At 67.9% G+C, this 18,590-nt stretch carries 16 protein-coding genes; 9 read left to right on the top strand and 7 right to left on the bottom strand.

The genetic code is table 11. From position 1 onward, the window contains the following. Positions 1 to 41: 41 nt before the first annotated feature. The gene (locus LFM09_RS07715) at positions 42 to 509 is read right to left on the bottom strand and encodes a hypothetical protein (RefSeq protein ID WP_414095609.1); all 468 of its coding nucleotides are present in this window, start codon (positions 507 to 509) and stop codon (positions 42 to 44) included. 77 nt (positions 510 to 586) lie between these two features. Between LFM09_RS07715 and LFM09_RS07720 the strand changes: the two genes are divergently transcribed. Then, positions 587 to 2,107 (top strand): purine-cytosine permease family protein, encoded by a 1,521-nt coding sequence (locus LFM09_RS07720; RefSeq protein ID WP_414095610.1) that lies wholly within the window; start codon positions 587 to 589, stop codon positions 2,105 to 2,107. Here LFM09_RS07720 and LFM09_RS07725 read toward each other — a convergent pair. After that, positions 2,080 to 3,753 (bottom strand): protein kinase domain-containing protein, encoded by a 1,674-nt coding sequence (locus LFM09_RS07725; RefSeq protein WP_414095611.1) that lies wholly within the window; start codon positions 3,751 to 3,753, stop codon positions 2,080 to 2,082. The two genes, LFM09_RS07720 and LFM09_RS07725, sit on opposite strands and share 28 nt — an antisense overlap. Continuing rightward, positions 3,725 to 4,114, bottom strand: coding sequence for a hypothetical protein (locus LFM09_RS07730; RefSeq protein WP_414095612.1), 390 nt, complete (start codon positions 4,112 to 4,114; stop codon positions 3,725 to 3,727). The genes LFM09_RS07725 and LFM09_RS07730 overlap by 29 nt, the downstream gene beginning before the upstream one ends. 81 nt (positions 4,115 to 4,195) lie before the next feature. Between LFM09_RS07730 and LFM09_RS07735 the strand changes: the two genes are divergently transcribed. Genes LFM09_RS07735 through LFM09_RS07745 form a run of 3 tightly spaced genes read left to right on the top strand, consistent with a single transcriptional unit; the run spans position 4,196 to position 8,195 of the window. Next, positions 4,196 to 5,896: a cation:proton antiporter gene (locus LFM09_RS07735; protein WP_414095613.1), complete on the top strand. Its 1,701-nt coding sequence runs from the start codon at positions 4,196 to 4,198 to the stop codon at positions 5,894 to 5,896. Positions 5,897 to 5,942: 46 nt separating this feature from the next. Continuing rightward, complete coding sequence (locus tag LFM09_RS07740; RefSeq protein ID WP_414095614.1) at positions 5,943 to 7,133, top strand: SGNH/GDSL hydrolase family protein; 1,191 nt, start codon at positions 5,943 to 5,945, stop codon at positions 7,131 to 7,133. Positions 7,134 to 7,181: 48 nt separating this feature from the next. Further along, entirely contained in the window at positions 7,182 to 8,195 is a 1,014-nt protein-coding gene (locus tag LFM09_RS07745) for a hypothetical protein (RefSeq protein WP_414095615.1), read from the top strand. Positions 8,196 to 8,197: 2 nt separating this feature from the next. Here LFM09_RS07745 and LFM09_RS07750 read toward each other — a convergent pair whose 3' ends face one another. After that, positions 8,198 to 8,896 carry a GntR family transcriptional regulator gene (locus LFM09_RS07750; RefSeq protein ID WP_414095616.1) on the bottom strand — a complete coding sequence of 233 codons (699 nt, stop codon included), beginning with the start codon at positions 8,894 to 8,896 and terminating at the stop codon, positions 8,198 to 8,200. 179 nt (positions 8,897 to 9,075) lie between these two features. On the opposite strand from LFM09_RS07750, the gene LFM09_RS07755 reads away from it, so the two are divergent. From LFM09_RS07755 to LFM09_RS07775, 5 genes are read left to right on the top strand one after another with little or no spacing between them, the layout of a single operon-like run. After that, on the top strand, positions 9,076 to 10,314 hold the full coding sequence (locus LFM09_RS07755; protein ID WP_414095617.1) for an extracellular solute-binding protein: 1,239 nt from the start codon (positions 9,076 to 9,078) through the stop codon (positions 10,312 to 10,314). Further along, entirely contained in the window at positions 10,311 to 11,255 is a 945-nt protein-coding gene (locus LFM09_RS07760) for a carbohydrate ABC transporter permease (protein ID WP_414095618.1), read from the top strand. The genes LFM09_RS07755 and LFM09_RS07760 overlap by 4 nt, the downstream gene beginning before the upstream one ends. Continuing rightward, complete coding sequence (locus LFM09_RS07765) at positions 11,252 to 12,070, top strand: carbohydrate ABC transporter permease (RefSeq protein WP_414095619.1); 819 nt, start codon at positions 11,252 to 11,254, stop codon at positions 12,068 to 12,070. Before LFM09_RS07760 ends, LFM09_RS07765 begins: the two co-directional genes overlap by 4 nt. Beyond that, positions 12,067 to 13,470 (top strand): beta-N-acetylhexosaminidase, encoded by a 1,404-nt coding sequence (locus LFM09_RS07770; RefSeq protein ID WP_414095620.1) that lies wholly within the window; start codon positions 12,067 to 12,069, stop codon positions 13,468 to 13,470. Before LFM09_RS07765 ends, LFM09_RS07770 begins: the two co-directional genes overlap by 4 nt. Next, positions 13,455 to 14,813 carry a cellulose binding domain-containing protein gene (locus LFM09_RS07775; RefSeq protein ID WP_414095621.1) on the top strand — a complete coding sequence of 453 codons (1,359 nt, stop codon included), beginning with the start codon at positions 13,455 to 13,457 and terminating at the stop codon, positions 14,811 to 14,813. The genes LFM09_RS07770 and LFM09_RS07775 overlap by 16 nt, the downstream gene beginning before the upstream one ends. On the opposite strand, the gene LFM09_RS07780 is transcribed toward LFM09_RS07775, so the two are convergent. Genes LFM09_RS07780 through LFM09_RS07790 form a run of 3 tightly spaced genes read right to left on the bottom strand, consistent with a single transcriptional unit; the run spans position 14,810 to position 18,419 of the window. Beyond that, a complete protein-coding gene (locus tag LFM09_RS07780) occupies positions 14,810 to 16,966 on the bottom strand; it encodes a xanthine dehydrogenase family protein molybdopterin-binding subunit (protein WP_414095622.1) in 2,157 nt (718 codons plus the stop codon). The two genes, LFM09_RS07775 and LFM09_RS07780, sit on opposite strands and share 4 nt — an antisense overlap. Continuing rightward, on the bottom strand, positions 16,963 to 17,925 hold the full coding sequence (locus LFM09_RS07785; RefSeq protein WP_414095623.1) for an FAD binding domain-containing protein: 963 nt from the start codon (positions 17,923 to 17,925) through the stop codon (positions 16,963 to 16,965). The genes LFM09_RS07780 and LFM09_RS07785 overlap by 4 nt, the downstream gene beginning before the upstream one ends. Further along, entirely contained in the window at positions 17,925 to 18,419 is a 495-nt protein-coding gene (locus LFM09_RS07790; protein ID WP_414095974.1) for a (2Fe-2S)-binding protein, read from the bottom strand. The genes LFM09_RS07785 and LFM09_RS07790 overlap by 1 nt, the downstream gene beginning before the upstream one ends. Positions 18,420 to 18,590: the final 171 nt, after the last annotated feature.

The following is an 18,590-nucleotide window of genomic DNA, read 5'->3' on the forward strand; positions in this document are numbered from 1 at the left end:
GTTCAGGGGCGTGTCACCTCAGATCACACGAAATCCCGAGGCTAGAGGGTTTCCAGTTCTTCTGCGGAGATGCCGTGGCGGTCGAGGGCGTCCGCGAACGCTTCGATGACGTTGTCGAGGATCCACTCGCAGCGGGCTTTGAGCGCGGCGCCCTCGGCGGTGCGGAACGCCGGGATCGTCGCGGTCAGGCGGGCGGACAGCGGCCACTCGTTGTCGTACTGCCACAGCTCGCCGGACGGCGTCAGGAGGATCCCGGCGTCCTTGAGCACGCCGGGATGGGCGGCGCTCGGCGTGCGAGTCGTCAGGATCAGCCACCCGGCGGCGATCCGGACCTTCTGGTCGCCGTTGCGGTCGTAGAGGGTCTGCTCGGCCGGAATCTGGTGCTTGGTCAAGAGGGCTGCCACCTTGTGCGCCCACGCCGTGATCGTCGCCGACCGCTCCGCCCAGGCCGCCGCGGCCGCCTCGTCGGCGCGCCTGCGTTCCTTCATGAACGCCACGAGATCATCCATGACCGATGACCGTAGCGTCACACGGCCGTCACAGAGAGCGTGATCGACGGAACTCGGCTTTCCCAACGTCACGGCTCATGACCGTTGACGACGAGGTGCGAGCGCCGGCGCTCGAAGCGTCCAAGGAGACGCCGGAGGACTACACCCTGCGGTTCGCGCCACGCACGTACCGGCGCTGGACGCCCGCGGTCGTCGGGGCGTCGGCGCTGGGCGGGATCGCCTACATGGCGGACTTCTCGATCGGCGCCGGGATCGGCCTGACGCACGGCACCGGCAACGCCCTGCTGGCCATCGGGTTCGCGGCGATCGTCATCTTCGTGACCGGGTTCCCGCTGGCCTACTACGCGGCCCGGTACAACATCGACCTCGACCTGATCACCCGCGGTTCCGGGTTCGGCTACTACGGGTCGGTGCTCACGAGTGTCATCTTCGCGAGCTTCACGTTCATCTTCTTCGCACTCGAAGGCTCGATCATGGCGCAGGGCCTGCGTTATGCGCTCGGGCTGCCGTTGTGGCTGCTGCTGATCGTCGCGCCGCTGCTCTACCTCGTCATCGCGGATCCGGGTTCCGTCGAGCGCTTCCTGGCCTACGGCGACAAGGGCATCAGCACGGCTTCGGTGATGCTGGGCGCGGGTGTGTGCCTGTCGCTGATGGCCCAGATCGGTGAGCAGATCGACTACCTGCGGTTCATGCCGCCGCGGACGTCGGAGAACCGGCGCGCGTGGTGGACGGCGACGATCATGGCCGGCCCTGGCTGGGTCGTGTTCGGGGCGTTGAAGCAGGCGATCGGCGTGTTCATGGCCGTCTACGTGCTCGACGCGGTCGGTGCCGTGGCCGCGATCGAGCCGATCGAGCAGTTCACCGGGGTGTTCAAGCAGTTCATGCCGCCGTGGCTGGTGGTGCCGCTCGCGCTGGTGCTGGTCGTGCTGAGCCAGGTGAAGATCAACGTCACCAACGCCTACTCCGGCTCGCTGGCCTGGACGAACTCGTTCACGCGCGTCACCAAGCGGTATCCGGGCCGGCTCGTGTTCGTGCTGGTGAACCTCGCGATCGCGCTGGTGCTGATGGAAGCCGACATGTTCAGCTTCCTGAACAAGCTGCTGAGCTTCTACTCCAACTGCGCGATGGCGTGGGTCGTCACGGTCGCCGCCGACATCGCGATCAACAAGTACGTGCTGAAGCTGTCGCCGAAGCAGCCGGAGTTCCGGCGCGGCATGCTCTACGCGGTCAACCCCGTCGGTGTCGGGTCGTTCCTCGCGTCGTCGATCCTGTCCATCTCCGTCTACTTCGGACTGTTCGGTGCCGGCATCCAGCCCTACTCGCCGTTGGTGGCGGTCGGGATTCCGATTGTGCTGACGCCGTTGCTCGCGGTGCTCACGCGTGGGCGGTTCTACCTGCGTCGCACCGATGACGGGATCGAGGAACCGGTGCTCGACGCGGACGGGAACCCGAGCGGGTCGTTGTACGAATGCGTGGTGTGCCGGGAGTCGTACGAGCGACCGGACATGACGGCCAGCGCGCTCGGTGGCGAGATCTGCTCGCTGTGCCTGAGCACCGACCGCGACGGACATCACGTGCTGAGCGGCGGCAACGGGTAGTCGGTCTCGTAGCCCGCCTGCTGGAAGACGAAGGAGATCAGCTGCCCGAGCGGCACGAGGTTCTCGCTGTCGACTCCGCCGGACCTGGCCACGTCGTAGTCCTGCAGCAGTCGCCGCAGCGACTCCTCGTCCACCGGGCTCGACCCGTCCATCATCGTCCGGACGAGCGCGAACGCCCGGAGGTTGTAGGCGTACGGGTTCGCCGGGTGCATGGAGATGGCGACGTCGGCGATCTTGACCGGGTCCGGGCGGGGCGGCGGGGCGGTGACGAGCCAGGCGACGTACTGCCGGAAGTAGCCGAGGTCGCCGGCGATCTTGATGGCGACCAGCATCGCTCCCAGCGCCGCTTCGTCCTCGCCGATCTGCTTGAACGTCAACGCCAGGTTGGCCCAGGCCCGGCTGTTGGTGTGCTCGTCGACGATCGCCCTCTTGAAGTGCGCCAACGCGGTCACGGCCGCGTCCGGTGCTCCGGACTGGATCGCTGCCCGGCCGCGTTCGGTGAAGTACGCCGCCTGGAGGGCCTCGTTGGTCAGCGTGCTCTCGTCGATCCGGTCCAGGGTCTCGACCGCGGCGGCGGGCTCGCCCTCGTCGTTGTGGCAGCCGGCGAGGGTGATCAGCGCTGTCTGGGTCTCGACGGCGTGGGACGGGTTGGCGAGCGCGGTGGTGAGCAACCGTCTGGCGTCCTGGGGCGCCCCGATGTTGCGCAGTCCGTTCGCCGCACTGACCAGGCCACCACTCGCCGGCTGGCCTGCGCGTTGCCGGCCGGGGCCCAGCCTGCTCTCCAGGTCCGCGAGGGTCGGCCGTTCGCGCGGATCTTTGCGCAGGCAGTCGAAGATGAGCGCGATCAGGTGGTCCGGCAGGTCCGCCGTGATCTCGTTCGGCCGGTTGTGCAGGTGCCGCAGCAGGTAGTCGGGGACATCGCGGGGTGTGCCGTAGGTGGGACTTCCGGTCGCCGCCTCGTGCAGGACGCAGCCGAGCGCGTAGACGTCGCTGGCGTCCACAACGGACCCCAGGATCTGCTCGGGCGCCATGTACAGCGGGGTGCCGCCGACGTGCATGGCGCTGGCTGCGAGGTCGACGCTCCCGGACTCGCCGGCTGAGCCCGGTTCCGGGGTGCCCACCGACCGGGCGAGCCCGAAGTCCGAGATCAGCGCGGTGCCGTCGTCCTTCAGCATGATGTTCTCGGGTTTGAGATCGCCGTGGATGAACCCGGCCAGCGTCGTCCGCGCGTGGGTCAGCCCGGCCACGAGATCCCTGGCGAGCTCGATCAGCTCGTCGGCGGTCGACCGGGGACGGCTGCGGAGCTTCTCCCGCAGCGAGCGTGGCAGGAACTCGGCGATCACGACGGGTGGCTCGACGGGCCGCAAGTGCGCCGACAGCACCGGCACGATGTTGGGATGGCCTTTGAGCGACAGCCAGAGGTAGCTCTCGCGGATGAAGTTCTGCCGTGCGTCGGCGGTGATCGCGATCTCCGGGCGCAAGCGCTTGACCGCCACGCGGTTGTCCGGATCCCCGTCCACCTCGCAGAAGTAGACCAGGCCCATTCCGCCCTCGCACACTCCGCGGGCCTCGTGGTGGCTGAGTCCGACCGGCGGGTACGCGTCGGGTGGCTGGGCGTCAGCCGGCAGCCAACTGGGGAGAGTCACCGTCACCGTCCTTCGGTGCCGCCTCGCTCGTGAAGAGCCGCCGCGCGTCCTGCCCGGCGTTGCGTTCCTCGACCTGCAACTGGTCGCGCAGCAACGTCAGCGAACCTCTGGTGACCCGGGCGATGTTGCGGATCTCGGCCATGGTCGTGTCGGACTGCTTGGTGCGTTGCACGATCAGGTCCGTCGCCTCGACGCCGGCTCTGGCCGCTGTCACGGCGGTGCGCAGCCGTTCTGCCAACTCGGCCAGCCGCTGGCTGTCGGTCTTGGCCTTCTGCTTCGCCAGCAGGTACTGCAGGATCGCCACGCCGAGACTGCCCGCGGCGATGACGGCCGCCACGATGGCAACGATGGTCTGTCCCATTTCGTCCATATCGCCGGGACGGGCGGGTGCGTAACCAACCTCCACGGGCAAGATCCGCGACCATCGGACAAACTGCACGTCATGCAGGAACTGGCGTTGCTCGCCGTCGCGGCCGTGCTGATCATCGTGGCGGTGTCGTACGCCGCGCCGAAGCTCGGGGTCGCGGCGCCCGTGCTGCTCGTGCTGGTCGGCATGGCGTGCAGTCAAGTGCCCGGCGCGCCGCACGTGGTCGTCGAGCCGGACTGGATTCTCGTGGTCGTGCTGCCGCCGATCCTCTACTCGGCGGCGGTGAACGTGCCGGTGGTGGACTTCCGGCGCAACCTCAGGACCATCGGGTCGCTGTCGGTGCTGCTGGTGGCCGGGTCGGCGTTCGGGACCGGGCTGCTGATCTGGTGGCTGCTGCCCGATGTCGGGTTCGCGACGGCGCTGGCGCTCGGGGCGGTGATCAGTCCGCCGGACGCGGTCGCCGCGACCTCGATCGGCAAGCGGCTGGGGTTGCCGCCGCGGCTCGTCACGATCCTGGAGGGTGAGGGGCTGGTCAACGACGCCACGGCGCTCGTGTTGATGCGCACGGCCATCGCGGCTGTTGCGGCCAGTGTGTCGTTCGCCAGTGCGTTGGGCGACTTCGCGTTCGCCGTGGTCGTCGGCATTGCGGTGGGGGCCGTGGTGGGCGCGGCGTCGGTGTGGGTGCGGTCGCGGATCCAGGACCAGCCGGTGCTCACGACGGCGATCTCGTTCGTGGTGCCGTTTCTCGCGTTCATCCCGGCCGAGGAGCTGCACGCGTCCGGGGTGATCGCGGTCGTCACGGCCGGGCTGATCACCGGGCACCAGAGTGCGAAGCGGTTCACCGCGCACGACCGGATCTCCGAGCGCACGAACTGGCGCACCATCCAGTTGTTGCTGGAGAACGGCGTGTTCCTGTTGATGGGCTTCGAGCTCACGTCGGTGGTCAGCGACGTGGCGGACGACGGGCTGGGCAGGGCGGTCGTGGTCGGACTCCTCGCCACAGCCGCGTTGATCGTGCTGCGGGTGGTTTTCGTCGTGCCGTTGATCGCGGCGCTGCGTCATCAGCAACGCCGGGCGGACCAGCTCAGCGGCAAGATCGAGACGATGCTGGACCGCTTCACCGCGCGTGGTCCGAGTCCTGGCAACGAGGAGCGGTTCGACCGGGCGACGAGAGCCCTGCAGCGCAAGCAGGCCGACGTGAACTTCTACGCCAGCGAAGGCCTCGGCTGGCGGGGTGGCGCGGTGCTGGCGTGGTCGGGGATGCGTGGTGTGGTCACGCTGGCGGCGGCGCAGTCGTTGCCCAACGACGTCCCGCATCGGGCCGAGCTCATCCTGATCGCGTTCACCGTCGCGATCGTCACGCTGGTGCTGCAGGGCGGGTCGTTGCCGCTGCTCATCAAGATCCTGGGCATCCGCGGTAACGACGAGGAGCACGAGCGCCGCGAGTACGCGCGGCTGGCGGGTGAGCTGATCGGGGCGACGCAGGCGTTGCTGGAGAGTTCGACGCTGGCCCGGGAGAACGGCAAGCCGTTCGACGACAAGCTGCTCGAACAGGCACGCAAGCGCGGCCTCGTCACCGCCGAGGCGATCGAGAAGATGCTGACTGAGCAGGATCCGGACAGCCCGCTGCAGCAACGCCGCGAGCTGCAACGTCTGATGATGGACGCCCAGCAGAACGCCTTGCTGGACGCCCGCGCGGGTGGAACCTACGGCTCGCACACCCTTGAACGCGCGCAGATCTTCATCGACAGCGAGGCCGCGCGCTTCACGGGATGAGTTACGGTTGCGATCGCCGCCGCCACGGCCAAAGGGTGGTGTCGGTATGCGGTCAGCCGTAGGTGTGGCGGTTCTCGCGCTCGTCCTGGGCGGTTCAGCAGTCGCTGAGCCGGCGAGCCACGGACCGGAGTGGATCGGGACGTGGCAGACGGCGCCGGCGAGCGCCCAGGTCGGCACGGAGACCGGCCATCCGAACAAGACGATCCGCAACGTCGTGCACACGAGCATCGGCGGGAAAGCCGCGCGGGTCAGGCTTTCCAACGCGTTCGGTACAGCGCCTGTCCTGATGAGCCACGTGACGGTGGCGCTGTCGACGGGCGCTGCGTCGACGGTCCCCGGCTCGATGCGCGCGGTCACGTTCGGCGGCCTCCCGAACGTCACCATCCCGGTGGGCGCGGAGGTCGTGAGCGACGCGGTGAACCTGACCGTGCCGGCGGACGCGGACCTCGCCGTCACCGTCTACACACCTCAGGAGTCGGGCCCGGCGACCTACCACCCGCAGGCCTACCGCGAGAACTACTTCGCCACGGGCGACCACGCCGCCGACGAGACCGGCACCCCGTTCGCCGCGGCCACCACGTCGTTCCACTACGTCAGCGGGGTCGAGGTCCGCGACTCACGGGCGCGCGGCGCGATCGTTGCGTTCGGCGACTCGATCACCGACGGCGCCTGGTCGACCAGGGGCGCCAACCTGCGCTGGCCCGACCAGCTCTTCGACCGGTTCGCGCAGCGGCCCGCGCCGTTGCGGTACGGGGTGCTCAACGCCGGCATCAGCGCCAACCGCCTCGCCAGCCAGGGCACGAACCCCACCGCCGGTCAGAACGCCCTCGCTCGCCTCGACCGCGACGCGCTGACCAGGGCGGGTGTGCGCACGGTCGTGCTCGTGGAAGGCATCAACGACATCCAGAGCACCGTCCCGGCCGAGCAGCTGATCATGGGCCTGCGCCAGGTCGTCGAACGCGGCCACGCGGCGGGCGTGCGGGTCGTCGTCGGCACCATGACGCCGTGGAAGGGCTGGCGCACCTACACGCCCGAACGTGAGGAGATCCGGCTTGCCGTCAACGAGTTCATCCGGACCGCCGGGATCTTCGACGGCGTGATCGACATGGACGCGGCGCTGCGTGACCCGGCGGATCCCGGCATGTTGCGGCCCGCGTTCGACTCCGGCGACCACCTGCACCCGAACGACGCCGGGTACAAGGCGATGGCCGAGGCGGTCGACCTGCGGAAGTTGTGATCGAAGGTCGTGTAGAGGGCATGTAGAGCCGACTGTTAGGCAGGAGGCATGAGAAGAGCGCTGTCCCTGCTGATCGCCCTCACCGCGGCAATGCTGGCTGTGCACGTCCCTGTTGCCACGGCGGCCACGAGTGTCGGGTTCGAGCCGCGCAGCGTGCTGGGACCCGGCATTCCCCGTGACGGTTCCTCAGACCAGAACGTCGTGGAGCTCGGCCAGGTCTCGCTGCCGATGACCAGCACCCAGACCGCCTACGTCGTCTCGGTGATGCGGGTGAACTCCGCGACGGTCCGCACGCTGTTCGACAACGAGGTCGTCTGCACGTGGGCGGGCGGCAGCAAGAACATGGTGATGGGACAGAACGTCTACAAGAAGGGCGGCTCGCAGCCGGAGTGGGAGGACGTCACGCTGACCACCCGGTTCCTGGTGCACCCCGGGGTCGCCGCCGAGGTCACGTGCACGGCCTACATCCGGACCGCCTCACTCGGCTGGGACAACTCGACGGTGCAGCTGGTCGGCGGGTCGATGCGGTTCGCCGACACGTCGGTCGACAACAACACCCGCGGTGAGCCGATCCAGAAGAGCACCTCTCAGGGCGTGATCCACCTGAACTCCGGGAACACCGTCGCCCGCGAGCCGCTGCTGCCGACGTTCGACCTCGCGCCGGGCTTCAAGGGCCTGAGTGTGTTCGGGGACAACGAGTACATGGTCTGCCACCCCGGCGCCGAGTGCGACAAGTCGAAGTCGTCGAAGGCGAGGTTCACGCTCTTCGTCAACCAGTGGAAGGCCGACGGGTCGTTGTGCCACCAGGATTCCTCGGCCAGCGCGACGCTCGACGTGCCCTACTACGTGCATCACATCGTTGTGCCGCTGAACAAGCCGAACTTCGAGGTCCGCACCGGCGACGGCTGCATCCCGAGGTTCAACGCCTACGTGCTCGTACAGTGGCTGGGCGGGGAGACCGGCGGGATCCAGGGCACGGCGCTCAACCTGACCGACTCGCGGCGGTCGACCACGACGCACGACTCGGACATGAGCCACGTCTTCGCGGTGCCGTACAAGTAAGTTCAGAAGGTCAGGCGCGACACGATCTTGTACCGGTCACCGCGGTAGATCGAGTGCACGTACTCCACCTGCCGGCCCTCGGCATCGGTGGTGAGCCGTTCGAACAACAGGGCGGGCGCGAACACGGGCACGGCGAGCAGGGCAGCTTCGGACTCGTTGGTCACGGTGGGTTCGATCGACTGGACGGCCTCGCTCACCTTCACCCCGTGTTCGCGCAGCCGTTCGTAGAAGTCGCCGGATTCCATGTCGTGCAACGTCAACGCGGGCGCGACCTCGGTCGGGACGTGCAGGTACTCGATCGCCATCGGCTCGCCGTCGACCAGGCGCAGGCGGGCGATGTAGTGGATCTCGGCAGCGGGGGACAGGTGCAGGCGGCGGCCCACGCGGGCGCCGGCCGGGATGCGAGCGTGTTCGAGCACTCGGCTCTCCCAGGTGCCCGACGCCTGGGGCAGCGACATCGGGCCGGACACCATCTCCTGGGCGATCTTCGGCCTGGCCACGAACGTGCCGCGGCCGTGCTGGCGGATCAGCAGACCGGTGTTGACCAGTTCCTCCACCGCTGAGCGCACGGTCGGGCGCGAGACCGAGAGCTGTTGGCACAGCACGCGTTCGGCGGGGATCGGAGCGCCCGCCGGGTGGGTCTCGATGAGTTCCAGCAGGTGGTCCCGGACCCGTTCGCGCTTCAGGATCGCTTCGCCCATGCCTCTCCGCTTCGTCGGCGGCCAGTATCGCATACCAGTGGTAAGTAACCACTCCGCCGAAGATCGAGAGCGCTCTCACGCCTCCAACCTGGCTATTGACGCGAGAAGTGGTCTATGCCACTTTCTACCTCACTTCGTTGGACCTGACCAATTGGTCATATCCCGGTGAGAGGTGAGTCGTGTCGCGCTCCGCCGCTCTGCTCGTCCTGGCGCTCACGCTGTCCGCCTGCGGCACGTCCGCGGGAGGGGGTGAGAAACAGGAGATCACCGTGTGGCTCATGAAGGACACGGCCACCGCGGAGTTCGTGTCGAAGTTCGAGAGCGAGTTCGAACGCGACCACGCGAACCTCGACCTGAAGATCCAGATCCAGGAGTGGAACGGCATCACGCAGAAGGTGACCAGTGCTCTGGCCAGCACCGATCCGCCGGACGTGATCGAGGTCGGCAACACGCAGGTCGCGCAGTACGCGGCCAGCAAGGGCGTCACCGACCTGTCCGGCAAGGTCGGCGAGCTCGGTGGCGCGGACTGGATTCCGGGCCTGTCCGAACCCGGCAAGGTCGACGGCAAGCAGTTCGGCATCCCGTTCTACGCGGCCAACCGGGTCGTGATCTACCGCAAGGACCTGTTCGAGGCCGCCGGGGTCACGCCGCCCAAGACCCGCGACGAGTGGCTTCAGGCGACCCAGAAGCTCGATCAGGGCGACCAGCAGGGCATCTACCTGCCCGGTCAGAACTGGTACACGCTGTCCGGGTTCATCTGGGACGAGGGCGGTGACCTCGCCGGCCGCGACGGCGCGGACAGGTGGAAGGGCTCGCTGAACACGCCGCAAGCGTTGGCGGGCATGGACTTCTACCGGAAGTTGCAGGCGCTCGGCGACGGGCCGAAGGACTCCGACGAGGCCAAGCCGCAGCAGACCGACGTGGTGGCGGGCGGCAAGGTCGCGCAGTTCATCGCGGTGCCCGGCGCGGCCAAGCTCGTGACCAAGGCGAACCCCGAGCTGGAGGGCAAGATCGGCTTCTTCCCGATCCCCGGCAAGACCGCGGACAAGCCCGGCGCGGTGTTCACCGGTGGCTCCGACCTGATCATCCCGCTGTCTTCGTCCCGTCAAGATGGTGCCTACGAGGTCGTGAAGGCGCTGGCCGGCGAGAAGTGGCAGATCGAGCTCGCCAAGGCGATGAACTACGTGCCGAACCGCAGGTCGCTGGCGCAGTCGGTGGGCGGGGATCCCGGAACCGCGGCGATGGCGGTCGGTGCGGCGAACGGGCACGCGACGCCGAACTCGCCGAACTGGGGCGCGGTCGAGGCCCGCAACCCGATCAAGGAGTTCCAGACCGCGGTGCTGACCGGCACGGATCCTGCTGCCGCGGCGGCAAAGGCCGATGAAGTGATCACTCAAGCGCTCAACTCGGGCAAGTGACGCTCCTGGTGGAACGGCCGGCGCAGGTGGCGGCACCACCTGCGCCCCGGCGCCGCAAGCGCGTGGTGCTGCCGTACCTGCTGATCACGCCGACGCTGGTCGCGACCGCATACCTGCTGCTGTACCCGCTGGTGCGCAACGTGATCATCTCGCTGCAGGAGTTCGGGCTGCCGCAGCTGGTGCGCGGGGACGCGAAGTTCGTCGGGCTGGCGAACTACGCGCGGGTGCTCGCCGATCCGGAGTTCTGGGCCGTGGTGCGCAGGACGCTGTGGTTCACCGCGATCAACGTCGTGCTGATCATGGTGCTGTCCACGCTGGTGGCGTTGTTGCTGGTGCGGCTCGGGAAGTGGTTGAGGCTGCTCGTGATGGGCGGGCTCGTGCTCACCTGGGCGACGCCGATCATCGCCGCGACCACGGTGTTCCAGTGGCTCTTCCAGTCCCGGCTCGGTGTCGTGAACTGGGCGCTGGTGGCGCTGGGTTTCGAGGAGTACCGCGACTACACGTGGTTCGCGGACGGCGAGGCGACGTTCGGGATTCTGGTGACGCTGATCGTCTGGCAGTCGATCCCGTTCGCCGCGTTGTCGCTGTACGCAGCGATGATCACCGTGCCGCAGGAGCTGTACGAGGCCGCGCGGATCGACGGTGCGGGCGCGTGGCGGGTGTTCTCGACCATCACGTTTCCCGTGCTGCGGGCCATGTTCGGGCTGATCACCTGCCTTGAGGTGATCTGGGTGGTCAAGGCGTTCGTGCAGATCTGGGTGATCAGCCAGGGCGGTCCGGGACAGGCCACCACGACGTTGCCGGTCTACGCGTTCCAGGTCGCGCAGTCGTTGCAGCGCTACGACCTGGGCGCGGCCGTGTCGATGCTCATGGTGGTGCTGCTCGTGCTCGCGCTGCTGGCGTACTTCCGCCAGCTCTACCGGCAGGAGCGGGAAACATGAGCCGGATCGCGCGCACGGTCGCGGCGCTGCTGGTGTTCATCGTCTCCGTCTTTCCCGTGTACTGGATGGTGCTCACCGCCTTCAAGCCCACGAAGGACATCCAGAGCGCGACGCCGACGTTCCTGCCGGCCTCGATCACGTTCGAGCACTTCGGCACGGCGGTGGCGGCTCAGGGCTTCTTCTCGTTCTGGCGCAACAGTCTCCTGGTCGCGGGCGGGGCGGTGCTGCTGGCGTTGCTGGTGGCTTTGCTGGCGGCGTTCGCGGTCGCGCGGCTGCAGTGGAAGGGGCGGCGCGGGTTCATCCTGATGGTGTTCATCGCGCAGATGACGCCGTGGGAGGCGTTGCTCATCCCGATCTACGTGATCGCTCGCGACACCGGGATGCTCGACACGCTCTGGATGCTCACGCTGGTCTACTTCATGATCACGCTGCCGTTCACGATCGTGACGCTGCGAGGCTTTCTCGCCGCCATCCCGGCCGATCTGGAGGAGGCGGCGCAGGTCGACGGCTGCTCGCGCGGGCAGGCGTTCCGGCGGGTGGTGTTCCCGCTGCTGGCGCCCGGTCTGCTGGCAACTTCGCTGTTCGGGTTCATCACCGCGTGGAACGAGTTCGCCTTCGCCAACGTGCTGATCATCAAGGACCAGGACGACCGCACGCTGCCGGTCTGGCTGTCGTCGTTCAACAACACCTTCGGCACCGACTGGGGCGCCACGATGGCCGCCTCGACGCTGTTCATGCTGCCGGTGCTGCTGATCTTCCTCGTGCTGCAGGGCCGGGTGACCACCGGCATCGTCGGAGGGGCGGTGAAGGGATGATCGTGCCCGAGCCGACGCGGGTCGTGCGTCGCAGCAAGGGATTCACGCTGGACTGCGGCACGTCCGTGCGGGTCACACCTGGTGCCGAGCCCGCGGCCCGGCTGCTCAGGTCCTCGTTGAGGCCCGCGACCGGCTTGCCGCTGCCGATCGCGGATTACGGCCAGATCGTCATCGCGCTGGACGCCAAGCTGGTCGGGCTCGGCGCGGAGGGCTATGCGCTGACCGTCAACGAGCACGGCGTTCTGCTGCGGGCCGGAACCTCAGCCGGTCTGGCTCATGGTGTTCAGACTCTTCGCCAACTCCTGCCGGTCGAGACGCTGCGGTCGTCGCGGGTGTCCGATGTGGACTGGACGTTGCCGGGGGTGGACATCCGGGACGTGCCGAGGCTGCCGTGGCGCGGGTTCATGCTCGACGTCGCCCGGCACTTCCAGCCGGTGCACGTGGTGCGGCGGTTCATCGACCTGATGGCGTTGCACAAGCTCAACGTCCTGCACCTGCACCTGACCGACGACCAGGGCTGGCGCATGCCGATCCCGAGTCGTCCGCTGCTGACCTCGATCGGCGGCTGGCGCACGGAGACCAACGGCGACGGCACGCCGCACGGTGGCGCGTACACGCGCGGCGAGCTGGAAGGTCTCGTCGCGCACGCGGCCGAACGCGGCATCCGGATCATGCCGGAGATCGAGATGCCTGGGCACGCCCGTGCGGCGCTGGCGGCCTACCCGGACCTCGGGATCGCGCCGGAACCGCAGCCCGTCTGGACCCGTTGGGGGATCAGCGATTCCGCGTTCGGGATGCACGCGCTCGGGTTCGTGCGCGAGGTGCTGGCCGAGGTGCTGGAGGTGTTCCCCGGCGAGTACATCCACATCGGTGGCGACGAATGCCTGCTACCTGCGGAGGTGCACGGCAAGTTCTTGAGGCAGGCCGGCAAGTACCTGCTGGACCGAGGCCGCGTTCCGGCTGCCTGGGAGCCGACCGGTGATCCACGCGCACTTGTGATGCCGTGGAAGGACGAATCGCAGGCTTCCGCAGCGTTGGAGCGCGGCCAGGCCGTCGTGATGGCTCCGCACACGTCCACCTACCTCGACTATCCGCAGTCGGACGGCCCACACGAACCTGCCGGCCAGCCCGGCTTCGTCGTGACCACTCGCGACGTCTACCACGTGCCGTTGCCCGACGGCGTGCTCGGAGCGCAGTGCCAGCTGTGGACCGAGCACGCCCGCACCCGAGAACACCTGGAGTACCTGGCGTTTCCACGTCTCGTCGCGCTGGCCGACACCCTCTGGTCCCAGCGTCCTGAGTGGCAGGGCTTCACCACCCGGATGCGCCACCACTCATCAAGGCTCGCCGAACTGTCCGTCCCTGCCGATGTGAGGAGAGAACCTTGCGAGCACTCATAGCCGCTTCCTGTGCGGCGTTGGCTGTGGCCGCATTAGCCGTGGCACCCAACGCCTTCGCGGCCGACGCGCTCACCGCCCAGTACCGGACGAGCGCGTCCGGTGCGACCACCGACCAGGTCGAACCGTGGTTCAAGCTGGTCAACTCCGGCACCACGACCGTGCCGCTGTCGGAGGTGAAGATCCGCTACTACTTCCGCAGCGAGCAGCCGGACGTCGGCTACCGCTTCGCCTGCTCGTGGGCGGTCCGCGGCTGCGCGAACGTCACCGGCACGTTCGGCAACTTGAGTGGTGCCGCGGACCGCTACCTGGAGGTCGGCTTCACCGGCGGCGCAGGGAACCTGGCTCCTGGCGCGGACTCCGGTGACCTGCAGCTGCGGTTCTACCGGTCGAACTGGGGCCCGATCACCCAGTCCGACGACTACTCGTTCCGCGGCGAGAGCACGTACTCGGCGTGGAACCGCGTGGCCGTGTACCGCGGTGGCACGTTGCTGTGGGGCATTCCGCCCGGCGGAAGCCCGCCCACCACAACCACCTCTACGCCGCCGAACCCCAACGGCCCCACGATGTTCGACGACTTCAGCTACACCAGCTCTTCGGACTCCCGCATCAGCCAGCGCGGCTGGACCGTTCGTTCGGGCGGTGGCGGTCCTGGTGTGCCTGGCGCGGAATGGGATCCGTCGCGCGTGACGTTCCCGACCGTCGACGGCTCGAAGGTCATGCGCCTCGACTCGTGGAACAACGGCTCTGCCGCTCGGCAGACCGAGATGTACCACCAACGGAAGTTCTTCGAGGGCACCTACGCGGCCAGGGTGCGGTTCTCCGACGCGCCGGTGTTCGGCCCGGACGGCGACCACGTCGTGCAGACGTTCTTCACGATCACGCCGCTGAACGCGCCGATGGACCCGAACTACGGCGAGATCGACTTCGAGTACCTGCCCAACGGCGGCTGGGGCGAACCGGCCAACATCATGTACGAGACCACCTGGGAGACCTACCAGAACGAGCCGTGGGTCGCCGACAACATCCACAACGAGCAGCGGCAGAGCTACAACGGCTGGCACGACCTGGTGTTCCAGGTCAGCGGTGGCCGGGTGAAGTACTTCATCGACGGCGTGCAGGTCGCCGACCACGGCGACAAGTACTACCCGGAGACGCCGATGTCGATCAACTTCAACCTGTGGTTCATCTCCGGTGGGCTGGTCGGTGGTTCCGGTGAACGCGCCTACCAGCAGGACGTCGACTACGTGTACTTCGCCGAGGACCAGGTGCTGAGCCCGGCCCAGGTGAAGTCCGCGGTGCAGACCTACCGCGGTTCGGGTGTGGAGCACGTCGACAACGTCTAGCCGAGGAGTTTCTCCAGCGTGATCGGCAGATCGCGAACCCGGACGCCGGTGGCGTGGTGGACGGCGTTCGCGATCGCGCCGGCCACCCCGACGATGCCGAGCTCGCCGATGCCCTTCGCGCCGAGCCCGCTGATCACCGGGTCCGGGCGGTCCAGGAACCGGACGTCGATCGGCGGGATGTCGGCGTGCACGGGCACCAGGTACGAGGCGAGGTTGGCGTTGCTGAAGCGCGCGGTGGCGTGGTCGAGCTCGGTCGACTCGAGCAGCGCCTGGCCGATGCCCATGATCACGGCGCCCTGGATCTGGCTGCGCGACGCCTTGGCGTTGATGATCGTGCCGGCGTCGCAGACGGAGAGCCAGCGGGTCACGCGCGGTTCGCCGGTCAACCGGTGCACGCGGACCTCGCAGAAGTGCACGCCGAACGAACGGAACCCGTGCTCAGGGTCGACCAGTCGCGGTGAGGTGCCGATGGCTTCGACGCCGCCGACGTCACACGTGGTGAGCAGCGTGCCGAAGCTCATCGTGAGGCCGCCGGATGACACGCTTCCGTTGCGGTATTGGACTTCCTTGCCGTGGAACGGTGATCGTGGGTTGGTGGTGGCGAGCGTGATCAGCTCGGTCTGGACCGCCTTCGCCGCCACCTGGACGGCCGGGCCGTTGGTGCAGGTCGAGTTCGAGCCGCCGGCGTTGGCGGCGACGGGGGAGGTGGAGTCGCCGAGTTCGGGTCTGATTCGGTTGACCGGGATGCCGAGCTCGTCGGCGGCCAGGATGGCGAACACGGTGTACTGGCCGGTGCCGAGGTCCGCTGCGGTGCCGGACACCGAGGCGGTGCCGTTCGCGTGCAGGCGCACCTTGATGGAGGCCAGGCCGCGGGAGGCGCCGTAGGTGGCGGTGCCCATGCCGGTGCCGACTAGCCAGTCGCCGTCCTGGGTCGCGCGTGGTTTGCGGGGTCGTTTCGCCCAGCCGAACTCCTCGGCTCCGCGCCGGTAGCATTCGTCGAGATGCTTGGCGGACCACGGTTTCCCGGTGTTCGGCACGAAGGTCGCGTAGTTGCGCAGCCGGATTTCGAGCGGGTCGATGCCGAGTTGTTCGGCCAGTTCGTCCATCGCACTTTCCAACGCGAACGAGCCGTTCGCCTCGTTCGGTGCGCGCATCACCGTGGCGGCGCCGAGGTTCAACGGCACGATCGTCTTGGTGACGCGGATGTTCGGACTGGCGTAGGTGGTCAGTGTCCAGTTCGCCACGGACTCGGAGAAGTTGCCGCCCAGGCCGCGGCTGGTCACGCCGTCGTTGGTGATGGCGGTCAGCTTGCCGTCGGCCGTGCAGGTCATCGAGATCGTCTGCTTGGTCATCGGGCGGTGTCCGGCCATCGCGAAGACCTGTTCGCGGGTGAGCACTGCCTTGACCGGCCGGTTGAGTGCTCTGGAGGCCGCGCAGGCCAGCGGTACCTGGGCCCAGTTGCCCCACTTGCCGCCGAAGCCGCCGCCGACGTGCGGGCTGAGCACGTGGATCTTCGCCGGGTCGAGGCCGAGCGTCTCGGAGAGCCTGCGCTGCACCAGCACCGCGCCCTGCGACACCGTGTAGACGGTCAGGTGGTCGCCGTTCCAGGTGGCCACGGTCGCGTGCGGTTCCATCGCGCAGTGGTGCTGGAACGGTGAGGTGTAGCTCGCGGTGAAGGTGATCTCGCCGTCGACCTGGGTGATCGACTGGACCCCTTCTGCCAGAACCTCTTCTACCTCTTCGAACTGGGCCAGGGTGCGCCCGGGGAACTCGGTGACGGGCTGTTGTTGCTGGTAGGTCGTCGTGACGAGGCTTGCGGCGTCTCTGGCCTGTTCGAACGTCTCCGCGACCACGAAACCGATGGCCTGGCCGTGGAACCGGACTTCCTTGTCCTGCAGGGGAGGGAAGCGTTCGTCGTTCTGTTCCTGGACGTAGGCGAAGAGCTTGAGCGGGTTGAAGGGCGTGTAGATCGCCAGCACGCCGGGGGAGGCCAGTGCGGCTGTTGTGTCCATGCCGGTGATCTGGCCTTTGCCGATGGTGCTGGTGACCAGGTAGCCGTAGGTGAGGCCGGGGATCTTGGTGTCGGCGGCGTAGGGTGCGGTGCCGGTGACCTTGATCCGGCCGTCCACTCGGTCGACGTCCTTGCCGATCATCGGACACCTGCCACGTCGAGGAGCGCGCGGACGATTGTTCGCTTGAGCAGGCTCGTCTTGAACTTGTTGTGCGCCAGTGGGCGTGCTCCGTCCACTGCGTGTTCTGCGGCGTCGGCGAAGGTGCGTTCCATTGCGACGCTGCCTTTCAACGCCTCTTCGACGGCTCGCAGTCGCCAGGGTTTCGTGCCGACTCCGCCCGCTGCCAGGCGGACGTCCTGGATGACACCGCGTTTGAGGTTGATGGCGGCGGCGACGGAGGTGAGTGCGAACTCGTAGGACTGGCGGTCTCGGATCTTGAGGTAGGTGGAGCGCCAGGGGAGGGCGGGCACGATGATCTCGGCGATGAGTTCACCGGGGTTGAGGGCGTTCTCGCGATCAGGGGTGCTGCCTGGGAGTCGGTAGAAGTCTTCGAGTGGCAGGGTTCGGTCGCCGTCCTTGCTTCGGAGTACGACTTCGGCGTCGAGGGCGACGAACGCGACGGCGACGTCGCTGGCGTGGGTGGCGGCGCAGTGGTCGCTGGTGCCGAGGATGGCGTGGTTGCGGTTGACGCCGGTGAGCGCTGGGCAGCCGCTGCCCGGTCGCCGCTTGTTGCACGGTGAGGTGGCGTCGCGGAAGTAGTCGCATCTGGTGCGTTGCATGAGGTTTCCGCCGATGCTGGCCATGTTCCGGATCTGGCCGGACGCGCTGAGCAGCAGGGCGCGGGAGATCATCGGGTGCACGATCGGATGCGCGGCGACGTCGCTCATCCGCTCCAGCGCCCCGATGCGGAGAGCGCCTTGGTGGAGTCGGATTCCTTTTAGTGGCAGGGAGTTGACGTCGATGACCCGCTCGGGGGTCATGACGTCGAGCTTCATCAGGTCGACCAGGGTGGTGCCGCCCGCGAGGAACGCGGAGCCCGGCTTGGCGAGTTTCAGGGCGTCGCCGACGGTCGAGGGTGTCGTGTAGTCGAAGGCGCGCATCAGCGACCGTCCTTGGCCTGCTTGATGGCTTCCAGGATGTTCGGGTAGGCGCCGCAGCGGCAGATGTTGCCGGACATCGCCTCGCGGATCTGGTCGTCGGTGCGGATCTCGCGCTCTCCGACGACCTTGACCGCGGACATGATCTGGCCGGACGTGCAGAACCCGCACTGGAAGCCGTCGTGGTCGATGAACGCCTGCTGGACCGGATGCAGCTCGTCGCCGTGCGCGATGCCCTCGATCGTGGTGACCTCCTTGCCCTGCAAGGAAGCCGTGAGGGTCAGGCACGACAGCACGCGCCGGTCGTCCACGTGCACCGTGCAGGCGCCGCATTGCCCGCGATCGCAGCCCTTCTTGGTGCCGGTGAGCCCGAGGCGTTCTCGCAGAGCGTCGAGCAACGTGACGCGCGGGTCGAGGCTGAGCTTCGTGCGTTCGCCGTTGACCTTGAACGCGACGTCGACCAGCCCGGTCTCGGGTTCGGCGGCGATGGCCTGCATCGCCGGTGAGGTCAGCGCGACACCTGCGGAGACTGCCGCTGCCTGACCGAAGAACTGCCGTCTGCTGGTCGTCATGTGACCCCCTGTGCTCGGGGTCACACAAGCAGTATCGACCCGATGGGTCAAGGCGCCAACATGCCGAATCTAGCCGGTAACGGGTGTTCAGGCGCG

The organism is Lentzea alba, from assembly GCF_047445655.1.
GTDB classification, from domain to species: Bacteria; Actinomycetota; Actinomycetes; order Mycobacteriales; family Pseudonocardiaceae; genus Lentzea; species Lentzea alba_A.

What these genes read in the sequence shown, in the direction of transcription:
- LFM09_RS07735 (WP_414095613.1), top strand. Translation starts at nt 4,196, where the DNA reads ATGCAGGAACTGGCGTTGCTCGCCGTCGCGGCCGTGCTGATCATCGTG.
- LFM09_RS07770 (WP_414095620.1), top strand. Translation starts at nt 12,067, where the DNA reads ATGATCGTGCCCGAGCCGACGCGGGTCGTGCGTCGCAGCAAGGGATTC.
- LFM09_RS07785 (WP_414095623.1), bottom strand. Translation starts at nt 17,925, where the DNA reads ATGCGCGCCTTCGACTACACGACACCCTCGACCGTCGGCGACGCCCTG.
- LFM09_RS07720 (WP_414095610.1), top strand. Translation starts at nt 587, where the DNA reads ATGACCGTTGACGACGAGGTGCGAGCGCCGGCGCTCGAAGCGTCCAAG.
- LFM09_RS07780 (WP_414095622.1), bottom strand. Translation starts at nt 16,966, where the DNA reads ATGATCGGCAAGGACGTCGACCGAGTGGACGGCCGGATCAAGGTCACC.
- LFM09_RS07740 (WP_414095614.1), top strand. Translation starts at nt 5,943, where the DNA reads ATGCGGTCAGCCGTAGGTGTGGCGGTTCTCGCGCTCGTCCTGGGCGGT.
- LFM09_RS07750 (WP_414095616.1), bottom strand. Translation starts at nt 8,896, where the DNA reads ATGGGCGAAGCGATCCTGAAGCGCGAACGGGTCCGGGACCACCTGCTG.
- LFM09_RS07715 (WP_414095609.1), bottom strand. Translation starts at nt 509, where the DNA reads ATGGATGATCTCGTGGCGTTCATGAAGGAACGCAGGCGCGCCGACGAG.
- LFM09_RS07730 (WP_414095612.1), bottom strand. Translation starts at nt 4,114, where the DNA reads ATGGGACAGACCATCGTTGCCATCGTGGCGGCCGTCATCGCCGCGGGC.
- LFM09_RS07790 (WP_414095974.1), bottom strand. Translation starts at nt 18,419, where the DNA reads ATGCAGGCCATCGCCGCCGAACCCGAGACCGGGCTGGTCGACGTCGCG.
- LFM09_RS07765 (WP_414095619.1), top strand. Translation starts at nt 11,252, where the DNA reads ATGAGCCGGATCGCGCGCACGGTCGCGGCGCTGCTGGTGTTCATCGTC.
- LFM09_RS07745 (WP_414095615.1), top strand. Translation starts at nt 7,182, where the DNA reads ATGAGAAGAGCGCTGTCCCTGCTGATCGCCCTCACCGCGGCAATGCTG.